Origin of the sequence: Actinoplanes sp. NPDC051346, assembly GCF_040682215.1 — a bacterium.
Taxonomy (GTDB): Bacteria; Actinomycetota; Actinomycetes; order Mycobacteriales; family Micromonosporaceae; genus Actinoplanes.
In genome coordinates, this window is sequence record NZ_JBFBAJ010000007.1 from 358,647 (window position 1) to 384,599 (window position 25,953).

The window sequence follows — 25,953 nt, forward strand, 5'->3', positions numbered from 1 at the left end:
TCGCCGACCTAGAGTTGAGTGGAATAGGCTCAAGTCTCAGATCGCTGTACCACGCGGATGCTGCATCTCTTGGAAGATCCGATCAGGGGAGCTCATGAACGCCGAACGTCTAACCACCAAGAGCCGCGACGTCATCACGGGTGCGGTCGCCGACGCCAACCAGCGTGGGCACGCCACCGTCGAGCCGTGGCACCTGCTCCTCTCGCTGCTCGACACCGGGGGATCCACCGCTCCGGCGCTGCTGCGCGCGGTCGGTGCCAATCCCGCCGACGTGCGGCGAGCCGCCGCCCGCGCGGTCGAGCAGCAACCGTCCGCCCGGGGATCGAGCACCGCCGAGCCCAGCCTCTCGCGGGAGTTCGTCAACGCCATCGGCGAGGCCGAGCTGATCGCCAAGCCGCTGGGCGACGAATACGTCTCGACCGAGCACCTGCTCGCCGGCCTGGCCCGGGTCGGCGGCGCGGTCGGCACGGCCCTGCACGACGTGGGCGCGACCGAGGAGGCCCTGGTCACCGCCTTCCCGTCGGTGCGCGGCGGCGAGCGCCGGGTCACCAACCAGGACCCCGAGCAGACCTACAAGGCGCTGGAGAAATACAGCGTCGATCTGACCGCGCTGGCCCGCGAGGGCAAGATCGACCCGGTCATCGGGCGGGACGCGGAGATCCGGCGGGTGGTGCAGGTGCTGTCCCGGCGTACGAAGAACAATCCGGTCCTGATCGGTGAGCCCGGCGTCGGCAAGACCGCGATCGTCGAGGGCCTGGCCCAGCGCATCGTGGCCGGCGACGTGCCCGAGACGCTGCGCGACAAGAAGCTGGTCTCGCTCGACCTCGGTGCGATGGTCGCCGGCGCGCAGTATCGCGGCCAGTTCGAGGAGCGCCTCAAGAGCGTGCTGGAGGAGATCCGCGGCTCCAACGGCCAGGTCGTCACGTTCCTCGACGAGCTGCACACCGTCGTCGGCGCCGGCAAGGGCGAGGGCTCGATGGACGCCGGCAACATGCTCAAGCCCATGCTGGCCCGCGGTGAGCTGCGGATGGTCGGCGCCACCACGCTCGACGAGTATCGCGAGCACATCGAGAAGGACCCGGCCCTGGAGCGCCGCTTCCAGCCGGTCGTCGTCGGCGAACCCACGGTCGAGGACACCATCGGCATCCTGCGCGGGCTCAAGGGCCGCTACGAGGCACACCACCGGGTGCAGATCACCGACGCCGCCCTGGTCGCCGCCGCGGCGCTCTCCGACCGGTACATCAGCGACCGGTTCCTGCCGGACAAGGCCATCGACCTCATCGACGAGGCCGCCTCCCGGCTGCGCATGGAGATCGACTCCCGCCCGGTCGAGCTCGACCAGCTCCAACGGCAGGTCGACCGGATGCGGATCGAGAAGCTGGCGCTGGAGAAGGAGACCGACCCGGCGTCGATCGCCCGCCTCGAGCGGCTCGAGCGCGACCTTGCCGACCGCGAGGAGGAGCTGACCGCCCTCAACGCCCGCTGGGAGCGGGAGCGCGGCGGCCTCAACCGGGTCGGCGAGCTCAAGAAGAAGCTCGACGAGACCCGCGCCGAGCTGGAGCGCGCCCAGCGGCAGGCCGACTGGGAGCGGGCGTCACGCCTGCAATACCAGGAGATCCCCGCGCTGGAGCGGGAGATCGAGAGCGCGTCCGCGGCGGAGGACGAGAAGACCGAGCCGCCGATGGTCAAGGAAGAGGTCGGCGCCGACGACATCGCCGAGGTCATCGCCTCGTGGACCGGCATCCCGGCCGGCCGGATGATGGAGGGCGAGACCGCCAAGCTGCTGCGCATGGAGGAGTCGCTGCAGGCCAAGGTGGTCGGGCAGGCGGAGGCGGTCGCGGCCGTCTCCGGCGCCGTGCGCCGGGCCCGCGCGGGCGTCGCCGACCCGGACCGCCCGACCGGCAGCTTCCTGTTCCTCGGCCCCACCGGCGTCGGCAAGACCGAGCTGGCCAAGGCCCTGGCGGGCTTCCTCTTCGACGACGAGCGGGCCATGGTCCGCATCGACATGAGCGAGTACGGCGAGAAGCACTCCGTCGCCCGCCTCGTCGGCGCCCCGCCCGGGTACGTCGGCTACGAGGAGGGCGGCCAGCTCACCGAGGCGGTGCGGCGGCGGCCCTACAGCGTGGTGTTGCTGGACGAGGTGGAGAAGGCCCATCCGGACGTCTTCGACGTGCTGTTGCAGGTGCTCGACGACGGCCGGCTCACCGACGGCCAGGGCCGGACGGTCGACTTCCGCAACGCGATCCTGGTGCTCACCTCCAACCTGGGCTCGTCGGTCATCTCCGACTTCACCCTGGGCGAGGAGGAGCGGCGCGAGGAGGTCATGGCCACCGTCCGCGGGCACTTCAAGCCGGAGTTCCTCAACCGGCTCGACGACATCGTGGTGTTCCACGCGCTGACCGCGCAGGATTTGGCGGCCATCGTCGACATCCAGCTCGGCCGGCTGCGCAACCGGCTCGCCGACCGCCGGCTCAGCCTGGACGTCACCGAGGCGGCCGTGCTGTGGCTGGGCGAGCACGGGTACGACCCGATCTACGGCGCCCGGCCGTTGCGCCGGTTGGTGCAGTCGGCGATCGGTGACTCCCTGGCCAAGGCGCTGCTCGCCGGGGAGATCGTCGACGGGGACACGGTCCTGGTCGAGCTGAACGACCAGAAGGACGGGCTGCGCGTCACGCGTGCCTGAGCACGAGAAAGGGCCCCGAGGTCTCTCGGGGCCCTTTCCGTGTCCCTAGCTGGCCTTTGCCTCCCGCTGGCGGTAGGCGTGAGTCATGAGAATGTCCGTGAAGGCGTGCTCGCCTTCCTCGGACCAGATCCTGATGCCGTCGCGGTGGAGCTGATACCGGACGTCTGTGTAGCGGGTTCTCGTGTCGTCATGGTGCACGACGGTCAGGCTGTCTGCGTGGGGCATGGGACTCACCGGTCCTTAAGTGTCTTGGGGCGACCGCGGCATGGACACACGGTGCGCGCGATCTAGGGTGCCCTGATCCGGTCTGTCTCGGCCCCGGCGATGGGTGAGCGGGGGCGGCGACTCGGTCGGGCACGGGACGGCGCCGAGGGACTTTGTTGCCTACGGCGCGCCACGAGATGGAAGTGTATGGGGCGGGATCGACTCCTGTCGCCCCTCAAACGAGCGACCTATTTCATCCGATTTCGTCCTACGTTGGGCGATGTTGCCACACATACCGCCTCGCGTCCTCGGGTCCGCGGATCTGGCGTCAACCCGATACCGTGAGTGGATCTAGGAGGGAGCGCCGATGTATCCCGGAGCACCGGCACCGATCGCACGCCCCACGGTCGTCACCGTGTCGTCATACCTGCTCTACTTCAGTGCCGCCGTGGCCATCCTCGGCTCGGTCGTGGGACTGGCCACCATCTCGACGGTCTCGCAGGTCTACAAGGAGCTGTACTCGGGCAGCGCCGAAGAGGGCATGGAAGGCATCGTCGTCGGCGCGATGATCGGCGCGGTGGTGATCAACATCTTGATCGCCGCCGGCCTGGTGATCCTCGGCGTCTTCAACAACCGCGGGCGGCGGGGCTCCCGCATCACCACCTGGGTGATCGGCGGGATCTTCCTCTGCTGCAGCGGCTTCGGCCTGCTCGGCAACGCCGTCAGCGGCGGGATGAACCTCGATGGGGCCGGCACCAGCGGGCCGAGCCAGCGGGAGATCGATCAGAAGATCGAACAGGCGTTGCCCGGCTGGTATGGGCCGGTTTCGACGACGCTGTCCGTGGTGCTGGTGCTGGCGCTGCTGGCGGCGTTGATCCTGCTGATGCTGCCCCCGGCGCACGCCTACTTCCGCAAGCCGCTGGCGACCTGGGACCCCTCGATGCCCTACCCCTATCCGTACCAGGGACAGCCGGGATATCCGCAACAGGGCTACGCCCCGCCGGGCTACCCCCAGCCGGGTTATCCGCAGCCGGGTCATCCGCAGGCCCCCGGGTATCCGCCGGCCGGTTACCCGCAGACCGCCGCGTATCCGCAGCCCGGTTACCCGCAGACCGGCTATCCGCAGCAGTCGGCGTTCCCGACCTCGGGAGCCTTCCCGGCCTACCCCGGCAGCACCGATCCGTCGACGCCGCCGCCGAGCGAGTCGGGGGACTCCGCGCCGCACACGGGCAGCGTCCCGGCGACGGATCCGTGGAGTGCGCCTTCGCCCCCCGCGGAGTCCGGCCCCTCGGAGTCGTCCTCGGGAACCTCGGACTCGTCCTCCGGTTCCTCGGACTCCTCCTCCGGTTCCTCGGACTCGTCCTCTCGCAACGACTGACCACGCCGCCGGAACGGCTTATCGTCCCGGTTCGACATATCGCTCACGCGCCGCCGGTCAAGCCCGGCGGCGCGTGTCGTGTCCGGGTAGGTTCGTCCGCAACGGATCACCCGGGAGACCTTCATGACGTACGCAGTGCAACCTCCGGCCGCGGCCGCCCCTACCCCCGGGCCCGTCGCGACGCGGCGCAGACCTGCCTCGATCAGCATCGCGTCCGTCCTGCTGATCGTGATGGCGGTGGTGGGACTCGGCTACGCGGTCGCCACGCTCGCGGTCGCCCCCGGCACGGTCGACCGGTTCCGTCACGCCGCCGGCGACAGTGCGGACGTCGACGGTTTCGTCGCCGTGATCTGGATCGGTGCCGCCGTGGGCGCGGCCCTGGCGGTCATCCTGTTCGCGCTCTACATCGTGCTCGCGCTGGGACTGCGCCGCGGCAGCAACGGCATGCGGATCGCCACCCTGGTGGTGTGCGCGCTGGGCTTGGTCGCAGGCTGTGGCTCGACGATGACGGTGGGACTCCAGCGCGCCGGCCGCTCGACGCCGGGATCCGTCGGGGAGGCGCTGACCGAGTCCTACCCGGACGCCTGGATCGCGCTCAACGTCGGGCTGGGTATCGCGCAGATGATCGGCTACGTGCTGGTGGGCGTGCTGCTGCTGATCGCGAACGGTGAGTTCTTCGGGCGGGCGCCGAAGCCGTTGCCGCCGGACCCGTTCGCCGCACCCGCGGGTATGCCCCCGGCGGGCTACGGGGCCATGCTGGGCGGATACCCGGCACCCCCGGTGTACGGGGCGCCGTATCCGGCGGGTCCGGCCTCGGTGGTGCTGGGGACGGCGGAGGATCCGGACACTCCGAACCCGTGGGCGCCGCCGCGGCCTACGACGCCCATCGCGCCCGTGCCCTCGGACGCCCCGTCCGGTTACGCGCAGGGGCAGGTTTCACCGCCATCGGATCAATCCACCGGCGCCGTTGAGCCCGGATCTACTGTGCATAACCCAGACGAGTCCTCTCCGGAGCACCGGTCCAGCTGAAGAGGGACATGATATTGACGGTTGTGCGTCACCCGAACGGGTAGCGTTATGCGACAAGGGTCTCTTTGCCGACGCTGTCCGGCCGGGCTTTCGCCGAGGACGGACAGATGTACGTGGATGACATCGGTGTCAGTGCGTACTCGGTTGATGACCGTCGTTGTCTCGGTCCTCGGGAGCCGAGCCGTCCAAAAGGGCTTTGAGCTGCATCTATGCCGATAGCCGTGGTGCCGCTGGAGAGGATTCTGTTAACATTATTTCCTGTTACCGGCAAGTTAACTACGTGCGTCAATCGTTCCTTTCCGCCCTGGCAGGGCAGATCGTTCCGGTTTTCGTCCAGCCAGTACCCTCGATGTCATGGAAGCCCACCACGACCTGCGTAAATTCATCACTGAATTGCCCGTCGCGCAGCGTTGTGCCGTGCTTTCATCGGGTCGTGAAGGCGACTGTGGCGCACAACCCCGCCGTGTAACCGTGCCATACACGGTGGGTTCAGTGAGCGGGCGGCCGCTGGTCGGTCGGCGTACTGATCGCGAAATCGAAATGTGGGGTCCCTCACTCCCGGGGTGGGGATCGAGGAGCTCGACGGCGATGGACAGCGACCAGACGGCGGCTGAGGCGTTGCAGGAGGCAGAGACCGAAGTCGGTGTCGCGGAAATGGTGGATCGGGGTGCGGGTGCCGCCGTGCTGGGTGCCGGACAGGCGCACCGATCGCCCTACCGTTCGATCGACTTCGGCCTTACGGCCTGAAAGTCAGCCGGTTCGTTCCTGCACACATGCAGGAGAATCGATGCAGTTGGTGGAAGGATGGAGATCGTGGGAACTGCGTTGGCGGAAATGACAATGCCTCAGATCTCGCCGCTGGCCGGCGAGCCTATTGAACGTGCCGATGCGGAGCGGTTGGCCGGGGTGCTCAAGGCACTCGCGGACCCCGCCCGGCTCCGGCTGCTCAGCCTCATTCAGTCCGCTTCGGATGGCGAAGCGTGCGTCTGCGACCTCACCGCCCCGCTGGGGTTGTCGCAGCCGACCGTGAGCCACCACCTGCGGATCCTGACCGAGGCGGGGCTGCTCGAGCGCGAGAAGCGCGGCGTGTGGGCCTACTACCGCCTGGTGCCGACCGCGATCGCCACGATCGCGGATCTGCTCACCCCGCCGCGTAAGCGGGCCACGAAGAAGGCCCGCTGACACCGGGTCGGTAGTAAACGCTTGGAGCCGGGCGGGCTGCCCACATAGGCCCGTTCGGCGGATCGCGAAGGGACTTCTTACCGACGTCGGCAGGGTGGCGAGAGGGTCCGTTTCTTCAGGCCGGACCAGGTAAGCGACCGTACTGACGCCGGGCCATCGCGGGAGAGGCCCGCTCCGACCTGACGAGCCATGGCTCGCTCAGGGAGGGCGGGTGGCGCACACCCCCGTCGGGGTGCGACCAACCGACTTCCAGACAGCCCACACTGGGAGCGGGCCGACCGGCAGAAAACACGCGGCAACCGGCAGGAAGAGTGCCAAGCCGGTTCAGGCCGGTGGAAAGGCACGCCGGTCCGCGAAAGAGGGCGGGCAAGCCCTGGTACAACGTCAGAAAGCTAGGCCGCCGGACACCGGCGTCAAAGGTGCCTGGCGTCACCGATCGACGAGCGTGACGCCAGGCGGGACACCTCCATCAGGATCCACCCCCGAGGACCCGAGGAGTTGACGGGTGAACTACGTGCCCGGTGATCTGCGCGACCAGCTCGCGCACGTGGGCTACGACGTGGTCCAAGCCGGACTGGTCTGCGGTTCGGGCGGCAATCTGTCCGCCCGCATTCCCGACGAGGACGCCTGCTGGGTGACCGCGAGCGGCTCCTGGCTCGACCGGTTGAGCCGTTCGTCGTTCGCGCCGGTGCGCATCGCCGACGGTTCTCCCGCGACGCTGGGCAACGGCGGCCTGCCGGCGCCGCGGCTCACGCCGACCAGCGAGCTGTCGTTGCATCTGGCGCTCTTCCGGGCGCGCCCGGACGTCAACGCGATCATTCATCTGCATCCACAGACGGCTTTGCTGCTGGACGCCCTGGGCGAGCACATCCGGATCGTGACCACCGACCACGCGTACTACCTGGCGCGGGTGTCGACGGTGCCGTTCCGGCTGCCGGGGAGTGTGGAAGTGGCGGCGTTGACCGCGGCGATGGCTGCCGACGGCACGAACTGCCTGGTCCTGAGTCAGCACGGCTGTGTCGTCATGGCGGACAGCGTGGAGCTCGCCCACAAGCGGGCGCGCAATCTCGAGGAAGCCGCCCAGCTCACCTACCGGGCGCTCACCCTCGGTCGTCTGGACAGCCTCCGCGAGGTGCCGGAGGAGTTTCTAGATCGGCTCGCCGGCACCTCGCCGGTCTCCGTCTAGGAAACGCGATCCGGGCCGGTTGAATCCGGCCCGGACGGGACCTCAAGACGAGTGCCGCGGCCGGCGGTGCCGCTGATCGTCCTCGTCGTCGCTGCCGTGCCGGTAGCCGTAGCGGTTGTCCGGGCCGTGGTCGTCGTGGTGGGCCACTTCCTCGGCGATCCCGGCGACGGTGGCCGCGGCCACCACGCCGATCGCGGTCGCCGGGCCGACCTCCTCGGCCACGCCCGCCGCGGCGGCGCGCTTCTTCGCCTTCCGCTCGCGGATCACCTCGATGATGATCGGCAGGATCGAGATCAGGATGATCAGCGCCACGACCGGCAGGATGTAGCGGTCGATCTTGTCGCCGATGGCCTTCCAGATGCGGTCGGCCAGCAGGTAGCCGATCAGGATGATGCCGTCGCACCACAGGATCGCGCCGACCACGTTCCAGAGGAAGAACTGCCGCGCCGGCATGCCGAGGGTGCCGGCGACCGGGTTGAGGAACGTACGGACGATCGGGATGAAGCGGGCCAGAACGACGGCCTTGGCCGGGCCGAACTTCTCGAAGTAGTACTCCGCCTTCTCCACATACTCCCGCTTGAACAGCTTGCTGTCCGGGCGGTCGAACATGCGACGGCCGTACCTGGCGCCGAGCAGGTGGCCCAACTGGGCGCCGATGATCGCGGCCAGGGGCGCGCCGATGAGCAGGCCCGTGATGGACATCCGGGTGCCACTGCCGAAGATCGAATCGGCCACCGGCGACGCGGCGATACCCGCCAGGAACAGCAGCGAGTCCCCCGGAAAGAAGAAGCCGACCAGGAGGCCGGTCTCCGCGAAGAGGATCGCCCATACCCCGATCAACCCGAAGGTTTGCAGCAGGGCCTTCGGGTCCATCGGGTTCAGAGCAAGCTGCTCGGCGAGCACACTGTAAGTCACGAGAAGGAAGGGTACCGGCCGCTGCCACGCCGGTACCTGTACGCGGGCTGTGGATTACAGCCGGGGATCGACCGGCTCCGACTCCGCTGCCAGGATGGCGAACACCAACTCGTGAACCCGCCACAGCGGCGCACCCTCGGCGAGGCGGTCCAGCGCGGCCAGGCCCAGGCCATGCTCACGCAGCGCTAGGCCTCGCTTACGGCCGAGCTGGCGCTGGCGGAGCCGCTCGAGCTGCTCGGGACGGGTGTACTCGGGGCCATAGATGATCCGCAAATACTCCCTTCCACGGCATTTCACCCCAGGCTGCGCCAGGCGTCCCTTGGCGTCCGTCGCGCCCAATCCGGCGTACGGCTTGACGACCATGCCCTCGCCGCCCGACGCGGTCAGCGCGAGCCACCAGTCGGTGGCCGCCTTCTCCGCCTCGGGATCGTCGAGGTCCACCACCATCCGGCGGGTGGGCGTGAACAGCACCGGGTCCGCCGCGACGAGCCGGTCCGCGATGGCCAGGTGCCAGCCGTGGTCCTTGTCCTTGTGGCTGACCCCGGAACCGGCGAGGACCGCGAACGGCGCGAGGGTCACGCCGGTCAGGCCGTCCGTGGGGCGCACGTACGCCCGGTAGGCGGCCGAGTAGCCGGCGATCTCCGCCGCGCGCAGCTCGATCCGACCGCGCAGGACGCTCACGTCGAGTCCTCGGGACGCGACGCGGTCGAGCACCGTCAGCGCCGCCGGCAGCGCGGCGCGGCCCGCCGCACCCACGCCCGCGTAACGCTCGCGGATGAGGCCATCCGCCTTCGCCGACCACGGCAGCAACTCCGTGTCGAGCAGCAGCCAGCCGTCGTCGAGCAGTCCCGCGCCGATCGCCGCGGCACGCACCCTGGCCAGCAGCGCCTCGTTGCGCTCCGGGTCGAAGAACGGCCGCCCGGTGCGGGTCCAGATCGCGTCTCCCACCCCGTCCTTCGAGATCCGTACGACCGCGCGCGAGCCCATGTGCTTCTCCTCGCACACGACCTTGCCGACGCCGGCCGACCGCAGATCGGCGAACGCCGTCGACGGGTGCTCGAGGTAGCCCTCGACCGTCGCGGTGGAGCAGGGCGCCATCGTCGGCGGGAGCCACACCAGCGTCTCGGGCGCCAGCGCGAAGCGGCTCATCACCTCCAGCGCCGCGGCGGCGTTCTCGGCGGCGACCGTGATGCGGCCGTACCCATAATCGAGGTGCCGGCGTCCCGTCACGTCCGCGAGGTCCAGGCCTTCGTCCGGGCGGGTGGCCCCGGCGAGGGGGCGGGCCGGGGCGTAGTACTCCCGCGCCGCCGGCACGGAGACGAGCTCGCGGGACGGCCAGCGCAGGGCGGTGAGCTTGCCGCCGAAGACGCAACCGGTGTCGAGGCAGATCGTGTTGTTGATCCACTCGGCCTCGGGCGTCGGGGTGTGGCCGTAGACGACCGCCGCCGAGCCTCGGTAGTCGCGGGCCCAGGGGTAGCGGACCGGCAGGCCGTACTCGTCGGTCTCGCCGGTCGTCTCGCCGTACAGGGCGAAGGAGCGCACGCGGCCGGACGCGCGACCGTGGTAGGCCTCCTTGAGCCCGGCGTGTGCGACCACCAGCCGGCCGCCGTCGAGGACGTAGTGGCTGACCAGCCCGTCGATGAATTCCCGTACCTCCGCGACGAACTCGGGGGTTTCGGCCTCGAGCTGTGCCAGCGTCTCGGGGAGGCCGTGGGTGAGCTGGACGTTGCGGCCGTTGAGCTTGCGCGCGAGCTTCTGCTCGTGGTTGCCCGGCACGCAGATCGCCGTGCCGGCCTTGACCATGCCCATCACCAGGCGCAGCACCCCTGGCGAGTCCGGGCCGCGGTCCACGAGGTCGCCGACGAACACCGCCGTACGCCCCTGCGGATGCACCGCGTTGTCGCGGGTGACGGCGTATCCGAGCTCGGTCAGCAGTGCGTCCAGCTCGGTGCGGCAGCCGTGCACGTCACCGATGATGTCGAACGGGCCGGTGAGCTCACGCCGGTCGTTGAACAGCTTCTCGTAGCGGACCGTCGCACCGGCGATCTCGTCGGCGCCGCGCAGCACGTGGACCTTACGGAAGCCCTCGCGGGCCAGCTGGCCGAGGGAACGCCGCAGGTCGCGGTGCATCCGGGTGAGGACCTGACGGCCGAAGGTGCGGTCCTCGCGGGCCTGCGTGCGCTCCCACGCCAGCCCTTCCGGCACGTCGAGTACCACGGCGACCGGCAGCACGTCGTGCTCGCGGGCGACCTTGACCAGCCCGGCCCGCGCGTGCGACTGGAGGTTCGTGGCGTCTACGACGGTGAGCCGGCCCGCCTTGAGCCGCTTACCGGCCACGTAGTGCAGCACGTCGAAGGCGTCGCCGGAGGCCGACTGGTCGTTCTCGTCGTCGGCGACCAGGCCGCGGAAGTAGTCGGAGGAGAGCACCTGCGTCGGCGCGAAGTGCTGCCGGGCGAAGGTGGACTTGCCGGATCCGGAGATGCCGACGAGCGCCACGAGGGCCAGTTCGGGGATGTCGATCTCGGTCATGTCGCCTCCTTCCGGGTGAGGATCGCCATTTGGGTGGGGCTTCCGTGTCGTTCGTCGGCTTCTCCGACGCCTCGGATCGTCACGTCGTAGCCGTGCGCATCCGCCGTCTCGGCGGTCCAGGCGGCGAACTCCGCTCGCGTCCACTCGAAGCGGTGGTCGCTGTGCCGCATGCCGGTCAGCCCCTCGTAGAGGACGTTGTACTCGGCGTTCGGCGTCGTCACGACCACGGTCGCCGGCCGCGCGTGGCCGAAGACCGACGCCTGGAGCGCGGGCAGCCTGGAGGCGTCGAGATGCTCGATCACCTCCATCAGCACCGCCGCGTCGTACCCCTTCAGCCGGTCGTCGCGATAGGTGAGCGCCGACTGCCAGAGCCTGACGCGGTCGCGCTGCCGTTCCGGAACGCGATCCAGGTGCAGCCGGCGGTGGGCCAGATCCAGGGCGCGCGAGGAGACGTCCGTACCGACGATCTCGGTGTAGCGCTTGTCCTTCATCAGGGCGCCGAGCAGAGCGCCGCCACCGCAGCCGAGGTCGAGCACGCGGGCGGCGCCGGACTCGGCCAGCGCGGCCAGGACGGCTTCCCGGCGCTGCTCCGCGAGCGACTGCCGGCGTGCCACCGGCAGCTCGGCGTCCTCGTCGGCGGCCGTGTCCACCGGGGCGTCGACGGTGTCCGGTTCGTCGCGATCGAGCTGCTCCAGCGCGCTCGCGGCCAGCGACCGGCGGTGCGCCAGATAGCGCCGGGTGATCAATACCCTCTCCGGATGCCCGGCCAGCCAGCCCTCGCCCGCGCGGAGCAGCTTGTCGATCTCGTCGGGCGCGACCCAGTAGTGCTTGGCGTCGTCGAGGACGGGCAGCAGGACGTACAGATGGTTGAGCGCGGCCGCGACCGTGAGCTCGCCGACCAGCCGCAGGTCGACGTAGCGGCTGTCGCCACCGAGCTCGGGTTCCAGCGGGATCGGCTCCGCCGTGACGGCCCAGCCGAGCGGCTCGAACAGGCAGGTGGCCAGCTCGACCGTGCCCCTCAGCACGGGGACGTGGATCTCGAGCGGGAGCGGCGTGCCGGCCAGTTCCGGGCGGTCCCTCGACTCGCCGCGCAGGGCGCTGCGGAACACCTTGGCGAGCGCGCTCGCCAGCAGGCTGGAGGCGGCGTAGGGGCGGTCGTTGACGTACTGACCGAGCGTGAACGACTCGGGAGCGGCCTGCTGTCGGCGACCGCCGCGCGCGGCACCGAGCCGCTGCGGGTCGACATCGAGCAGCAGGGCCGCCGTGCACCGGTCCTCGGCCGCGTCCGGGAACAGGACGTGGGCCGTGCCGGTGGGCACGTCGAAGGAATGCACCTTGTCAGGGTGCTTGACCAGCAGGTAACCGAGGTCGGTCGCCGGCCGGTGCGTGGTTGTCACGGTGAGCAGCACCGCTCGATGATCGCAGCGCCGGTTCGCTGCGGGCGAACGAATTGCGGTTCAGCGGGCCCGGCGACCGACCCGCAGGAGGACGGCACCGAGCACGACGAGCAGCAGGCCGGGCCACGCCGTCGGCCCGCTCACCGGCAGGCCGCCGCCCGCACCCCCGGCGGATACGCCGATCCGGAGCACCCGGGCTCCGTCGAGCCAAGCGTCCCGCACCTCTACCCGCGCCGAGGCACCGGTGAAGCCTTTCGCCGCTGTCAGCCGGAACACGAACGTCGTAGCGTGGCCCGCGGGCAGCGCGGCGTCACCCTGATGACAGGACCACTCACTTCGGGCGAACTCCGGGTAGCAGCGTTTGTCGGCCTTGGCCACGGTGACGCCCTTCGGCAGGGTCAGCCAGGTGGACAAGGCGGTGTTGCCGAACAGCGTGGGGTAAAGAGTCCCCGGTCCCCGGTTGGTGATGCCGAACCGGACCGTCGCCGTTCGGCCGGGCGCGAGGGTCACCGCGGGTGCGGAGATGGCGAGTGCGGGTCGACGCGAGCCCGCGACGGTCAGCTGCACCAAGCCTTGATCGTTGTCGCCGTCGACGTCCACCTGGGGGACCTCGGCGGCGCCGGCCGCGGGCACCAGCCTGAGCGCTGTCCCGCGCCCCGGCTTGCCCTGGAGGCCGTGGAGAATCTTCTTCTGGTCCTCCCACAACGCGGGAGTCAGCCAACTCAGCCCCACGTCGGCTCGGCTCCCGGCGGCCGCGTCGGCAGGAGTGCGGAGCACGAGCGGGGTGGCGAGGGCGTAGGTGCGTCCCGGCGCCAACGCGGTGTCGAAGACGCAGAAGATCTGGTAGCTGTAGAAGCAGTTGCTGGCATCGGTGTCGATGAGCTTGCGGTCGGCCCAGATCCCGAGTACCGCGCCCCTGACCGGGGCGGTTCCGACGTTGCGCACCCGGGGCGAGACCCGGACGGCCCGACCCGGGGCCGCGGACACCTTCTCCTTGTTCAGGGTGGCGAGGTCGACGCTCTCGCCGATGCGGACCTGCGAGGTGCTGGTGGTGATGGGGCCCTCGTCGACCCGGGCGGTCACCGTGATCTGTCCCCCGTCACCGCTCCGGGCGTTCGAGGTCGGCGTCACGGAGAAGGAGCCCAGCATGATGACCCAGCCCGCTGCCGGACGCACGCCCGTGCGCAGGCAATGGAAGATCGTTCCCCGCAGCTGGCAGGGATCTTCCTCGGCGGCCGCAGCGACGATGACGTCCTGGATGCCTTCGAATCCCAGCTCCACCAGGTCCGCGACCTCGGTCAGGTCGATGGTGTACGCGATCCGGTGCGGCCGCGCCGGCACGTCGCGCTGGGCGAGCACGCCGGACAGGCTCGCCAAGTAGCTGTCTTCCGGGGTGCCGGGAGCGATGGTGATCGGGTCGAGGACCGTGTTGAGCCGGTGTGCCACCGCCGCCGAGGCGGGAGACGCCGCCGTCGAGAGCACGATGAGGACCATCGCCACCACCAGGGACGAAAGACGGCACAAGCGCATGATCGGAGACTAGAGCCCCGACTCGTACCGAATGGCCCGGTTCAGCGGTAGTCGTCCTCCAGTTCGACGATTCGGTCCTGCTCACTGCCGTTCCACTCGCCGCCGGCGGCCACTTCGGTGTCCTCGCTGTCGAAGCGGCCCGGCACCGCCTCGGTGGCCTGCTCCACCGCATCCGCCTCCGGCGTCTCCAGGCTCGCGTCGTTCGGGTACGTCATCGCCTTGCCTCCCAATTCGGCGTTCCCGGCACTGTCAATGGTGCCGCGTCCCCCGCGACCACGGTACGTAAACTCCGGACGCGATTTCCTCCGCCTGCCCCGCTGCGCGATACTGCCTGCTGGAGGCCCACTCCCGTCAGCAGATCAAGGAGCGCACCCGATGCCCATCGCTTCCCCTGAGGTCTACGCCGAGATGCTCGACCGCGCCAAGACCGGCGCATTCGCGTACCCCGCGATCAACGTGACTTCCTCGCAGACCCTCAACGCCGCCCTGCAGGGCTTCGCGGAGGCGGGCAGCGACGGCATCATCCAGATCTCCACCGGTGGCGCCGAGTACGTCTCGGGCCCCACGGTGAAGAACATGGTCACGGGTGCGGTCGCCCTCGCCGAGTTCGCGACCGAGGTGGCCAAGCACTACCCGGTCAACATCGCGCTGCACACCGACCACTGCCCCAAGGACAAGCTCGACAAATACGTACGCCCGCTGCTGGCCATCAGCAAGGAGCGCGTCGACAACGGCAAGGCCCCGCTCTTCCAGTCGCACATGTGGGACGGCTCGGCCGTGCCGCTCGACGAGAACCTGCAGATCGCCGAGGAGTTGCTGGCACTGTCGGCGGCCGCGCACATCATCCTCGAGATCGAGGTCGGCGTGGTCGGCGGCGAGGAGGACGGCGTCTCCGCCGCGATCGACGACAAGCTCTACTCGACCGTCGAGGACGGCCTGGCCACCGCCGCCGCCCTCGGCCTCGGCGAGAAGGGCCGCTACATGACGGCCCTGACCTTCGGCAACGTGCACGGCGTCTACAAGCCGGGCAACGTCAAGCTCCGCCCGGAGATCCTCAAGGAGATCCAGGAGGCCGTCGGCGCCAAGTACGGCAAGGAGAAGCCGTTCGACCTGGTCTTCCACGGCGGCTCCGGCTCGCTGCTCTCGGAGATCCACGGCGCCCTCGACTACGGCGTGGTGAAGATGAACATCGACACCGACACGCAGTACGCGTTCACCCGTCCGGTAGCCGACCACATGATGCGCAACTACGAGGGCGTCCTCAAGGTCGACGGCGAGGTCGGCAACAAGAAGCAGTACGACCCGCGCGCCTGGGGCAAGCTGGCCGAGAACGGCCTCGCCAAGCGCGTCGTCGAGGCGTGCGAGCACCTGCGTTCGACGGGCACCACCCTCGCGAAGTAACGACTCACCGTGGCCGGTCCCCGTACGTGGGGCCGGCCACTGTCGTGTTGCGGGGTCCCGCGCGGGCGTGGGTACGATCGTCGTCCTCGGCTCACGGAGGCGGTGATCTTGCTCGGCATCGAGGGGTACGAACCGGAGTGGCATTACGACGCCGGTGCCCTCGCCGCCGTCCACCGAGGACGGTTTTCGCAGCTCATCGGCCGCAAACTGCTGCACGGGTGGCTGATGTGGGACCTCTCGGAGCGGGGCTGGTTCGCCGACGGGCCGGTGATCCTGGCCTTCGGCGGCACCAATGTGGAGATCACCCACCGCAAGTTCGACGAGTGCGCCATCACCTGGAACCAGGTGGACATGAGCGCACCCATCGACTGGTACGCGACCGGCATCCAGCTCGACTGGCGGGCCGACCCGCACGCGGCCCTGCGTCACGCCAGGGGTCGGATCCTCCGCGAGGTCAACATCGTGGAGCGCACCACCGTCGCGCAGTGGCGGCCCCGCGTTCTGCACGCGGTCGAGTTCCTCTTCGAGGGCGCGCGGCTCGCGGTCTACAACGCGATGGACGAGAACGGCCTGACCGGCGTACCCGAGATGGAACTGCCGGTCCACAGCTGGCGTCGGGTCCGCGTCGCCTGACCGTCAGCTCCCGCCGCCTCCGCCTCCGCCGCCGTCCCCTCCGCCTCCGCCTCCGCTGTCGCCCCAGGAGCTCCCGCTGTCGCTGCCGCCCCAAAAACCGCCGCTGTCGCCCGACGAGCTGACGTCATTGGGTGGATAGGGCCAGACGCCGCCATGGCTGCTGCCGCTCCAGCCGTCAGAGCGCACGGACCGCCTCGACCTGCGCTCGCGCCGGGACGAGATGAGAGCCAGGCTCCCCATCAGGAGCAGCCCCACCAGAAGCAAGAACACAATCTCCATGGCCGCAGTGTGAGTTACCGGCGCCACCGCGCCTTGCGGCTACGCCTCGAGGGCGGCCATCGCCTCGTCCAGCGAGTCCGTCACCACGAGCAGATGCGATTGATCGCCGTGCGGTGACCTCGCCAGCAGCGGCCTCAGCAGGGCTTCCACCGGCAGCTGCGCCCAGTGCGCCACGCCCAGGAAGACGAAGGCGCCGGACGGGCCATCCGTACGGTAGAAGGTCTTCGTCGCGGCCTGGAACACCTCCTGCACGGTGCCCGCCCAGCCCGGCGCGAACACGATCCCACCCCGGGACAGCCGCAGGATGGAGTCCTCGCGGACGGCGTTGGAGAAGTACTTGCCGATCTGGCCCGCGAAGAGGTTCGCCGGCTCGTGACCGTACAGCCAGGTGGGCAGCGCCAGACCGCCGTGGGTGAGCCGCCCGACCACATCGCCCGCGACGGCGGCCGGCGCGGGAAACTCCGCCCGGACGGCGAGGGCGGCCGCCGTGAACGGGTCGTGATCCCGGAAATCCGGGGTGGGCGCGAGCCGGTCGATCGCCACGGACAGGTCGGCATCGGTTCGGGTCGCGAAGTACGCGCCCAGGTTGGCCGCCTCCATCACACCCGGCCCGCCACCGGTCACGATCAGGCGGCCCGCCGCGGCCAGGCGGTGGGACAGCGTCGCGGCCATCCGGTACGCCGCGGAGCCGCGCGGTTCCGCATGCCCGCCCATGATGCCGACCGCGCCCCGGGCGCCATGCGCGTCGATCCACGCGGCGAGCGCCTTACCGAGCGCGTTGTCGACACCGGCGTCGTGCAGCCGCTGCGAGATCGCCTCCCGCAGGTCCGGCGCCGCGCCACCGTGATCGAGAAAGTGTTGGTAGACGCGGGTATCGAACATCCCGGCGAACCCGTCCTCGGCGAACCCGAAGGAGAGATCCTCGGGCGTGTAGAGCAGCGCCGGATGCGTCGGGTACGGCCGGGCATCGAACGGCGGGATCAGATGCGCGCCCCGCCGGATCAGATCTACCTCCACCTCGGCGGACGCCAGCTTGCAGCCCACGAACAGCGTGCCGGACACGTCGACGTCGGTCAGGTCCGGAACGTCGAGATCGAGCCGCACCCCGAGAACGATCAACCCCGCCAGCGATCGCTTGGCGACATGAACGTCGAACTCGGCGCGCGACTCCACCTCGAACTCGGTGGCGTCAAATGGGTGAGAGAGATCCCCGAACATTTCAGTAGGGTAGCCACCGTGCGAAACGCCTCAGGATCATTGTTCGGCCTGGCCTACGGGGACGCGCTGGGAAAACCGACCGAATTCCAGGGGTACGAGTCGATCGTCGCGCGCCACGGCCCCGGCGGCCCCCGCGACCTCGAGGGCGATCCGGCCCTGGTGACCGACGACACGCAGATGGCGCTTGCGGTGGGAGAAGCGCTGGTCGTGGCGGGCACGCTCACCCCCGAGGCCTACGAACCCGTGCTGCGCCGCGCCTTCCTCGACTGGGCGGCGAGCCCCGACAACAACCGAGCGCCCGGAATGACCTGCCTGCGTGCCTGCGCCGACCTGTCCGACGGCCGGCCGTGGCAGCGCGCCTCCCAACTTCACTCGAAGGGATGCGGCGCGAACATGCGGGTCACGCCGCTGGGCCTGGCGCCGGGGCTGACCGAGGACCAGCGGGCCGGCGCCGCGCAGCTGCAGGCCGGGCTCACCCATGGGCATGCGACCGGGCTGGCGGCGAGTGAGCTGACCGCTTTCACCGTACGGTGGCTTGCCGACGGTCTTGATCCACGAGAGCTGGTCTCCGCCCTGCGAGACCGATGCACCGCCCAGCGCGGGATCTATCGCGAGGATTGGCTCGGCGATCTCTGGCAGCGGCCGGCCGTGGACAACCCGGTGCAATTCATCGCTCGCGGCTGGGACGAAACGGACGCCGCCCTCGAACGGGTGGAATCCGCCCTGCGGCGCGACGACACCGGCGGAGACCCGTGCCTCGCGACCGGCGAGGGCTGGGTGGCCGAGGAAGCGCTGGCCACGGCTTTGTACTGCTATCTGATCTCCCCGGAGGAACCGGTGTCGGTGCTCGGCCGGGGCGCCGCCTCCTCCGGCGACTCGGACTCGATCGCCTGCCTCGCGGGAGCCTTCGCGGGCGCGGCACTCGGGATGGCGGCATGGCCGGACGAATGGCAACACCGGATCGAATACGCGGACCGGCTACGCGCGCTCGGCGACGCCTGGGACTGAGTGTTGAATAGGGCCATGCAGAATCTCCTTCCCGAGCCCCCGGCCACGCGCCTGCCCGCCGACGAAGCCGCCGACGCGGCGCTGGCCAACGCGGCGAAGACCGGCACCGACGAGGCATACAAGGAGGTGGCGGCGCGGTTCCCGGCGTATAGCGGGGGATGGGCGGCGCTGGCCCAGAACGCCCTGGCGGACAAGCAGCCGGTGACCGCGTATGCGTATGCCCGTACCGGTTATCACCGAGGTCTCGACTCGCTGCGTCGCAGCGGCTGGAAGGGGCACGGTCCGGTGCCGTGGTCGCATGGGCCCAACCAAGGGTTTCTGCGCTGTCTGCACAGCCTGTCGCTGGCGGCGGCGGAGATCGGCGAGGCGGATGAGGCTGCCCGGTGCGCCGAGTTCCTGCGCGACAGCGACCCGGCCGCCGCCGACGCCCTCTCCTGATTTCCCGTGTGGACGTTAGGCCGAATGTTTCGGCCTAACGTCCGCGCCTAGGTTGTCGGGGCTTACAGCCCTTCCGCGACCGCGGCGGCGATCTTCAGCCACGAGTCGCGGGTGCCGTTGGACAGGTGGCCGTAACGCAGCGGCTCACCCGAGTCGATCAGCTTCTCGTAAGGCGCCAACAGCACCGCCCGCGTCCGGGCCGCGAAGTGGCGCTGAATCGCGGGCAGGTCGATGTCCTTGCGGGTGGGCGGCATGGTCACCACGCTCACCGCCTGCCGGACCAGCCGCTGCCGCCCACTCTGCTCCAGATGATCGAGCATCCGCGCGGCGGTCTCCGCCGAGTCGTTACGGGCCGACATCGTGATCACCAGCTGGTCGGTGGCGTCCATCGCCGCCTGCCAGTTCTGCGCGCGCACGTTGTTACCGGTATCCACGAAGATCAGCTTGTAGAACCGGCTGACGATCTCCCGGATCTCCGCGAACGCACTGGCGGTGAGCATCTCGCCCGCCGTCGCGGACTCGTCGGACGCCAGCACGTCGAACATGCCCTCGCCCTGCGCCCGCACATACTGCGACAGGTCACCGACCCGGCCGTGCGACCCGCGGAACATGTGCAGATCCCGCATCATGTCGCGCACCGTACGGGCGTGGAAGTCCTGCTGTGCCCGCATGCCGAGGGTGCCCTGGGTCTCGTTGTTGTCCCAGGCCAGCACGTAGCCGCCGCGCTTCTGCCCGAAGGTCATGGCCAGCAGCAGCACGGCGACGGTCTTGCCGGCACCGCCCTTCGGATTGACGACGGTCACCTGCCGCAGGCCGCCGAAGTTGCGCCGGACCATCTCGACGTCCTGCTTGTACTCCTGCTCACGCTTGCCGGGCGCAAGCCGCACCAGGCCCATCGTGCCCTTCTGCACCATCGCCCGCGCGCCCATGGTCGCCACCGGCTCGGCCGGCTTCGCCAACCGTCGCCGCGCGAACTCCTCGGCGGTCGGTGTGCCGTCGGAAACCCACGGCAGCTGCTGGTACGGGTCGACCGGGGGCGGGCTTTGTGGGGGCGGCGCGCTTCGCTGCGGGGGTACGAGGGCAGGCGGGTACGGACCCATCGGCGGCTGGCCGTCGGCGGGCCAGGGCGCGGGTGATCCGGGGTGCGATGAGGTCGGGGTGTTGGGATGGTGTCCGGGCTGTCCGGGCTGTCCGGGCTGTCCGGGCTGTCCGGGCTGTGCGGGGTGTCCGGGCTGTCCGGGGTGTGCCGTGGGCTGGCCTGGGTGTGCGGTGGGCTGGCCGTGGAGGGCGCCGGGCTGGTTGCTGGGTTGCGTGCTGGCTTCACCCGGGTGCGTGCTCGCTTGACCAGGGTGGGTACTTGCTTGACCCGGGCGCGCGCTTGCTGGACCTGGGTGCGCGCTGGGTTGACCCGGGCGCGCGTTGGGTTGACCGGGGTGCGTGCTCGCTGGACCTGGGTGCGCGCCGGCTTGACCTGGGTTCGTGCTTGCCTGAGCCGGGTGCGTGTGGGGCTGACCGGGGTGGGCGTGGGGCGACGGGGTGCCTGGGTAAGGCGCGGGCGGGGGTCCCTGATGCGGTCCGAAGGCCGGCGGGGTGGCCAAGTGTGATCCGGAGTCCGGCGACGGGAGGCTAGGCGGGGTCACGGGCGCCGGGCCCGACGAGGCAAGACCAGGCGAAGTCGGAAATGCCGGACTCACCTGGGTTGGGTGGGATGCCAGGGGGCCGGGAGCGTGCGGAACTGGCTGATGAGGGACCCGCGGTCGGTCTGCGTCGCTTCGTCCGGGTTCCGCGGTCACCGGTCCAGGGCGGTAGACCACTCCGATGCTCTTCGGCTCAGCGCCGTCGTCGTCCTCGGCGTTCTGCCGTGGCGCGGCTGTCGGATAGAAGATGCGTGCCTCAGGCACGGGTGTGCCCGCCGCGGACACGGGTGCGCTCGGTCCGGACACGGGTGCGCTCGGTCCGGACACGGGCGTGCTCGGGCCGGCAGCGGGTGTGCTCGGTGCGGATAGGGGTGTGCTCGGCCCGGCCATGGGTGAGCTTGGCCCGGCCGTAGGTGTGCCTGGCGCGGTCGCGGGTGTGGTCGGCCCGGTCGCGGGTGTTGTCGGCCCGGTCGCGGATGCGTTCGGTGCGGACACGGGCGTGCTTGGTCCGGTTACGGGCGTGCTCGGTGCGGATGCGGGTGTGCTTAGCCCGGTCGCGGGTGCGCTCTGTCCGGTGCCAAAGGTTGCCTGGTAGGGCGTCCGCGTGGGAACTGGGTCGTCTCCCGTGGCCTGGGGAAAGGTTCGCTGTGGCGGTTGAGCCCAGGGGGAGTTCACGGCGTGTGTCCGCGCCAAAGGTGGCACCGAGGCAGCAGGTGGCGCTGAAGAAGTCAGAGGTGGCTCGGAGGCCCGAGGCGCGGTCGAGCTCGGAGGTGGCTCGGAGGCCCGAGGCGCGGTTGAGCTCAGAGGTGGCTCGGAGGCCCGAGGCGCTGATGCGGCCAGAGGCGGCGGCACCGACGCAGGAGGTGGGCCCGAGGTCAGCGGCGGCTGCGACACGAGAGGCGGCGTCGGGGCCTGGGGGAGCGGGAAAGCCGGGGGCGCGTCGTGCGGCACCGGCCTGCCGCCGTGCACGGGGGCGCTCAGCTCTTCCGCCGGCCAGAAGGGTTCGACATCCCGGTCGGGCGGCGAGCCGTTCGTGCCCGGGACGTAGACGCGTTCGGCGTTCTCGTCCTCCACGGATGCGACCTCCAGTAGTGCGGTTTAGTACCTGCGTGCTATCCCAGACTCGCACAGAGGCTCAGGCCGCGTACACCGCCCAAGCTCCGGGTTCGGTCCACCACGAGCGTTTCCGGTTCATGCTTCCGGCCACACCGTCGTCGAGGAACTGGAGTTCGCCGTCGCGGGGCAGGACGGCGACCGCCCGGCCGCGCGCGCGACGCACTTCCACCCGTACTTTCGGCCGTTTGAAGCGCTGCTTGACCACAATTGGGACGGCCACTGCGACCTCGACCCGGCCGTCGGTCGGGTCGCCCTCGGCGAGCAACTGGAGCCCGTCGAACTCTGCGTATCCGGCACCGTTACCGATTGCACATGCAAGGACGCCTTCGCCGCCGTCGGTCAACACCGTGTCGTCGACCTCCACGCGCCCGCGCCACGGGATCGCCCGCCCGGCATCGTCGACGCCGCCGACGAGGGCGCCGTCCACAGTGACCGATCCGCCGTCGTTGCGCAGCAGGTCGAGGCGGCGCACGCGGCCGCCGAGCACCGCCGCCGCCACCTCGGCGGGCTCGCGGGGAAGGCCCAGCTGGGCGGCCAGGTCACCGGTGTGATTCGCGTCAAGCGGCAGGATCGCCACGGGCGGCAGGTCCGGCACCGTACGGTTGTCCGCCAGGTCGGCGGGGCGCTTGCTGGGCGGTGGGGCGTACCGCCGAACCAGCCGGCGCACGACGGCCCGGAGCTGACCGTCGGTGGCCGTCGCGACGACGAGCCGGACCTTGGTGTCCGGGTCGGGCCAGGCAAGCCCGTCGGGCCGGGGCGCGGCATCGAAGCGTGCGATCACGGCGTCGATGTCCGCGTCAGAGGTGGCGACGACCGTCTCGACCCGCGCGCCGGCCTCGACGAGCGCATCCGCGCACTTGAGCACCGGCACCCGAGGGGTCTCGCACGCCCCCGCACCGGTCGATCCGTTTCCACCCCCGGTCAGGCCGCTTTCGCTCCCGGCCGGGCCGCTTTCGCTCCCGGCCAGGCCGCTTTCGCTCCCGGCCAGGCCGCTTTCGCTCCCGGCCAGGCCGCTTTCGCTCCCGGCCAGGCCGCTTTCGCTTCCGGCCGGGCCGTTTTTCGACTCGGCCGGGCCGCAGCCGCCGCAGGCCGCACCGCAGGCGCCGGCGGTGGAGCCGCCGCCCTCGGAGAGGCTGAGCAGAATCACGTCGTACACGGGTCAGGCCCCGCTCAGCACCGAGTGGCGCTCGATGACCTCTTCGCGACCCGGGCCGACGCCCACGACGGAGACGCGAGCGCCGATCCGAGCCTCCACGAATTCCACGAAGCGCTGGGCGTTTTCCGGCAGGTCGTCGAAGTGGCGGGCGCCGCTGATGTCCTTCTTCCAGCCCGGCAGCGTCTCGTAGATGGGTACGGCGTGGTGGAAGTCGGACTGGCTCACCGGCATCTCGTCGTGGCGCACGCCGTTGACCTCGTAGGCGACGCAGACCGGGATCTCGTCCAGTCCGTCGTAATTGTCCAACTTGGTCAGCACGAAGTCGGTGACCCCGTTGATGCGCTGGGCATACCGACCCATCACCAGGTCGAGCCAGCCGATTCGGCGCGGGCGGCCGGTGGTGGTGCCGTACTCGTGGCCGACGTCGCGCAGATAGTCGCCGGTCGCGTCGTGGAGCTCGGTGGGGAACGGGCCCTCGCCGACGCGGCTGGTGAAGGCCTTGAGCACCGCGACGACCCGGTCGACCCGGGTGGGCGGGATGCCGGAGCCGGTGCAGGCGCCTCCGGCGGTGGCGTTGGAGCTGGTCACGAACGGATAGGTGCCGTGGTCGACGTCGAGCAGCGTCGCCTGGCCCGCCTCGCAGAGCACGACCTTGCCGGCGTCAAGAGCCTGGGACAGCTCCAGCGCGGTGTCGCCGACCATCGGCCGAAGCCGTTCCGTGTACGACAGGAGCTCGGCGATGACCTCCTCCGGCTTGATGGCGCTGCGGTTGTAGATCTTCGACAGCACCTGGTTCTTGAACGACAGGGCCGCCTCGACCTTCTGCCGCAGGATCGACTCGTCGAAGAGGTCCTGGATGCGGACGCCAAGGCGGTTCATCTTGTCCGCGTAGGTGGGTCCGATGCCTCGGCCGGTGGTGCCGATCCGCCGCGCTCCGAGGAAGCGTTCGCTGACCTTGTCGAGGGAGCGGTTGTACGACGCGATGACGTGGGCGTTGGCGCTGATCCGCAGCCGTGACGTGTCGATGCCGCGCGCCTCGAGCCCGTCGATCTCCTGGAACAGCACGGCGAGGTCGACCACCACGCCGTTGCCGATCACCGGGATCACGTCCGGGGTGAGGATGCCGCTGGGGAGCAGATGCAGGGCGTACTTCTCGCCCTTGATCACCACGGTGTGACCGGCGTTGTTGCCGCCGTTGAACTTGACCACGTAGTCCAGCCGGTCGCCCAGCAGGTCCGTCGCCTTGCCCTTGCCCTCGTCGCCCCACTGGGCGCCGACCAACACGATCACCGGCACTTGACTGACGCCTTCCGTTGAAACACGTCGTACACGGAGAGGCCCGGGTACTGCCGAAGTTTACGCGACCCGGCCCTCGGTCGCCGCCGGGTTGTCCACAGGCCGGGCCGGTTATCCACAGCCTGTGGAAGTTATCCACAGGGGGTTAGCCCACTGTCGCTGCGCGTGCACTGTGGAGCTGTGGACGACCGCGAGCGAGATCCTCAGCGGCCCGTAGGATCTGCGGCGTGCGAGTACTTCTGATCGGATCTGGCGGGCGTGAGCATGCCCTAGCCCTCGGCCTCGCTGCTGACCCCTCGGTGGAGGAGCTCATCGCGGCCCCGGGCAACCCGGGCATCGCCTCGATGGCAACAGTGCGTGACGTCATGGCTACCGACCCTGGGGCGGTCGCGGAGTTGGCCGTCGAGGTCGCCGCCGACCTGGTCGTGATCGGCCCCGAAGCGCCGCTGGTGGCGGGCGTTGCCGACGCCGTGCGGGCCAAGGGCATCGCGTGCTTCGGCCCGAGCGCGGCCGCGGCTCAGCTGGAGGGCTCCAAGGCGTTCGCCAAGGACGTCATGGCCGCGGCCGGGGTCCCGACCGGCCTTTCCCACACCTGTGTCTCGGCCGAGGAGGCCGCCGCGGCCCTGGCGGAGTTCGGTCCGCCCTATGTGGTGAAGAACGACGGACTGGCCGCCGGCAAGGGCGTCGTGGTCACCGACTCTCTCGCCGCGGCGCAACAGCACGCCACCGACTGTGGCCGGGTGGTCATAGAGGAGTTCCTGGACGGTCCCGAGGTCTCGTTGTTCGTGGTCACCGACGGGACGGCGGCGGTGCCGCTGATGCCCGCGCAGGACTTCAAGCGGGTCGGCGACGGCGACACCGGGCCGAACACGGGCGGCATGGGGGCCTATGCCCCGCTGACCTGGGCCCCGGCCGACCTGGTCGAGCGGGTGATGGTCGAGACGGTGACGCCGACGCTCGCCGAGATGCGCAAGCGAGGCACGCCGTTCGCGGGCCTGCTCTATGTGGGGCTGGCGCTGACGGGCAAGGGCCCGAAGGTCATCGAGTTCAACGCGCGCTTCGGCGACCCGGAGACCCAGGTCGTGCTCGCACTCCTGGCGTCCCCACTCGGTGGGCTGCTGCACGCCGCGGCGACCGGCACGCTGGCCGACTTCCCGCCGCTGAGCTGGCACGAGGGCGCCGCGGTGACGGTCGTGGTGGCCAGCCACAACTACCCGGGAACTCCGCGCGTCGGAGATGTGATCGAGGGCGGCGAGCTCTCCGGTGTCATCCACGCGGGGACGGCACGCCGGCAGGACGGCGCTCTGGTGTCGTCCGGCGGTCGCGTCCTCAGCGTGACGGCGACGGGCGCCGACCTCGCCAACGCCCGCGAGGCGGCCTACGAGCTGGTGGACGGCATCACGCTGGACGGCTCCCACCACCGCACGGACATCGCCCTCGCCGCGGTGGAGGGGCGCATCACGATGTGATCACCGCCGCCTCCAAGAGCGAACCGCCCCGGAGAAGGGGCTTCCCCGGAGAGTGAGCCGCCCCGGAGAAGGGGCTGCCCCGGAGAGTGAGCCGCCCCGGAGAAGGGGCTGCCCCGGAGGGCGCGCCGCCGCGCAGGGCGCGCCGACCCGCAGAGCGCGCCGACCCGCAGAGCGCGTCGCCTCGGAGGGCGCGTCGCCTCGGAGGGCGCGTCGCCTCGGAGGGCGCGTCGCCTCGGAGGGCGCGTCGCCTCGGAGGGCGCGTCGCCACG

The 25,953-nt window shown here is 70.3% G+C and carries 21 protein-coding genes; 11 read left to right on the plus strand and 10 right to left on the minus strand.

From position 1 onward, the window contains the following. Positions 1–94 precede the first annotated feature (94 nt). A complete protein-coding gene (clpB, locus tag AB0M36_RS20010) occupies positions 95–2,683 on the plus strand; it encodes an ATP-dependent chaperone ClpB (protein WP_364159506.1) in 2,589 nt (862 codons plus the stop codon). Between the two features lie 45 nt (positions 2,684–2,728). Here the strand turns inward: clpB and AB0M36_RS20015 are convergent, their stop codons facing one another. Beyond that, the gene (locus AB0M36_RS20015; RefSeq protein ID WP_364159508.1) at positions 2,729–2,908 is read right to left on the minus strand and encodes a hypothetical protein; all 180 of its coding nucleotides are present in this window, start codon (positions 2,906–2,908) and stop codon (positions 2,729–2,731) included. Between the two features lie 346 nt (positions 2,909–3,254). On the opposite strand from AB0M36_RS20015, the gene AB0M36_RS20020 reads away from it, so the two are divergent. The 5 genes from AB0M36_RS20020 (at position 3,255) to AB0M36_RS20040 (ending at position 7,662) form a co-directional block, all read left to right on the plus strand. Beyond that, on the plus strand, positions 3,255–4,265 hold the full coding sequence (locus AB0M36_RS20020; protein ID WP_364159510.1) for a hypothetical protein: 1,011 nt from the start codon (positions 3,255–3,257) through the stop codon (positions 4,263–4,265). 123 nt (positions 4,266–4,388) lie between these two features. Then, a complete protein-coding gene (locus tag AB0M36_RS20025; RefSeq protein ID WP_364159511.1) occupies positions 4,389–5,294 on the plus strand; it encodes a hypothetical protein in 906 nt (301 codons plus the stop codon). Between the two features lie 588 nt (positions 5,295–5,882). After that, the gene (locus AB0M36_RS20030) at positions 5,883–6,041 is read left to right on the plus strand and encodes a hypothetical protein (protein ID WP_364159516.1); all 159 of its coding nucleotides are present in this window, start codon (positions 5,883–5,885) and stop codon (positions 6,039–6,041) included. A 57-nt stretch (positions 6,042–6,098) separates the two neighbouring features. Beyond that, complete coding sequence (locus tag AB0M36_RS20035) at positions 6,099–6,476, plus strand: metalloregulator ArsR/SmtB family transcription factor (RefSeq protein ID WP_189200331.1); 378 nt, start codon at positions 6,099–6,101, stop codon at positions 6,474–6,476. A gap of 505 nt (positions 6,477–6,981) precedes the next feature. Beyond that, complete coding sequence (locus AB0M36_RS20040) at positions 6,982–7,662, plus strand: class II aldolase/adducin family protein (protein WP_364159518.1); 681 nt, start codon at positions 6,982–6,984, stop codon at positions 7,660–7,662. Between the two features lie 42 nt (positions 7,663–7,704). On the opposite strand, the gene AB0M36_RS20045 is transcribed toward AB0M36_RS20040, so the two are convergent. The 5 genes from AB0M36_RS20045 to AB0M36_RS20065 form a co-directional block, all read right to left on the minus strand. Beyond that, complete coding sequence (locus AB0M36_RS20045) at positions 7,705–8,535, minus strand: DedA family protein (protein WP_364159667.1); 831 nt, start codon at positions 8,533–8,535, stop codon at positions 7,705–7,707. 96 nt (positions 8,536–8,631) lie between these two features. After that, complete coding sequence (locus AB0M36_RS20050; RefSeq protein ID WP_364159520.1) at positions 8,632–11,106, minus strand: polynucleotide kinase-phosphatase; 2,475 nt, start codon at positions 11,104–11,106, stop codon at positions 8,632–8,634. Beyond that, complete coding sequence (locus AB0M36_RS20055) at positions 11,103–12,515, minus strand: 3' terminal RNA ribose 2'-O-methyltransferase Hen1 (protein WP_364159522.1); 1,413 nt, start codon at positions 12,513–12,515, stop codon at positions 11,103–11,105. Before AB0M36_RS20055 ends, AB0M36_RS20050 begins: the two co-directional genes overlap by 4 nt. Positions 12,516–12,563: 48 nt before the next feature. Beyond that, entirely contained in the window at positions 12,564–14,033 is a 1,470-nt protein-coding gene (locus AB0M36_RS20060; RefSeq protein ID WP_364159524.1) for a hypothetical protein, read from the minus strand. 41 nt (positions 14,034–14,074) lie between these two features. Then, entirely contained in the window at positions 14,075–14,248 is a 174-nt protein-coding gene (locus tag AB0M36_RS20065) for a hypothetical protein (protein WP_364159526.1), read from the minus strand. 160 nt (positions 14,249–14,408) lie between these two features. Between AB0M36_RS20065 and fbaA the strand changes: the two genes are divergently transcribed. Further along, a complete protein-coding gene (gene fbaA / locus AB0M36_RS20070) occupies positions 14,409–15,434 on the plus strand; it encodes a class II fructose-bisphosphate aldolase (RefSeq protein ID WP_364159528.1) in 1,026 nt (341 codons plus the stop codon). Between the two features lie 102 nt (positions 15,435–15,536). Further along, complete coding sequence (locus AB0M36_RS20075) at positions 15,537–16,067, plus strand: hypothetical protein (RefSeq protein ID WP_364159530.1); 531 nt, start codon at positions 15,537–15,539, stop codon at positions 16,065–16,067. 318 nt (positions 16,068–16,385) lie between these two features. On the opposite strand, the gene AB0M36_RS20080 is transcribed toward AB0M36_RS20075, so the two are convergent. Continuing rightward, the gene (locus AB0M36_RS20080; RefSeq protein WP_364159532.1) at positions 16,386–17,564 is read right to left on the minus strand and encodes a hypothetical protein; all 1,179 of its coding nucleotides are present in this window, start codon (positions 17,562–17,564) and stop codon (positions 16,386–16,388) included. 18 nt (positions 17,565–17,582) lie between these two features. Here AB0M36_RS20080 and AB0M36_RS20085 point away from each other — a divergent pair, with 18 nt between their 5' ends. Next, the gene (locus tag AB0M36_RS20085; RefSeq protein ID WP_364159534.1) at positions 17,583–18,572 is read left to right on the plus strand and encodes an ADP-ribosylglycohydrolase family protein; all 990 of its coding nucleotides are present in this window, start codon (positions 17,583–17,585) and stop codon (positions 18,570–18,572) included. A 15-nt stretch (positions 18,573–18,587) separates the two neighbouring features. Continuing rightward, positions 18,588–19,010: a DUF3151 domain-containing protein gene (locus tag AB0M36_RS20090; RefSeq protein ID WP_364159536.1), complete on the plus strand. Its 423-nt coding sequence runs from the start codon at positions 18,588–18,590 to the stop codon at positions 19,008–19,010. Between the two features lie 62 nt (positions 19,011–19,072). Here AB0M36_RS20090 and AB0M36_RS20095 read toward each other — a convergent pair whose 3' ends face one another. From AB0M36_RS20095 to AB0M36_RS20105, 3 genes are all read right to left on the minus strand, one after another. Then, positions 19,073–21,037 carry a chromosome partitioning protein gene (locus AB0M36_RS20095; RefSeq protein ID WP_364159538.1) on the minus strand — a complete coding sequence of 655 codons (1,965 nt, stop codon included), beginning with the start codon at positions 21,035–21,037 and terminating at the stop codon, positions 19,073–19,075. Positions 21,038–21,782: 745 nt separating this feature from the next. Then, positions 21,783–22,688 (minus strand): hypothetical protein, encoded by a 906-nt coding sequence (locus AB0M36_RS20100; RefSeq protein WP_364159669.1) that lies wholly within the window; start codon positions 22,686–22,688, stop codon positions 21,783–21,785. Between the two features lie 234 nt (positions 22,689–22,922). After that, complete coding sequence (locus tag AB0M36_RS20105) at positions 22,923–24,215, minus strand: adenylosuccinate synthase (RefSeq protein ID WP_364159540.1); 1,293 nt, start codon at positions 24,213–24,215, stop codon at positions 22,923–22,925. 227 nt (positions 24,216–24,442) lie between these two features. Between AB0M36_RS20105 and purD the strand changes: the two genes are divergently transcribed. Next, positions 24,443–25,684 (plus strand): phosphoribosylamine--glycine ligase, encoded by a 1,242-nt coding sequence (purD, locus tag AB0M36_RS20110; RefSeq protein WP_364159542.1) that lies wholly within the window; start codon positions 24,443–24,445, stop codon positions 25,682–25,684. Positions 25,685–25,953 lie beyond the last annotated feature (269 nt).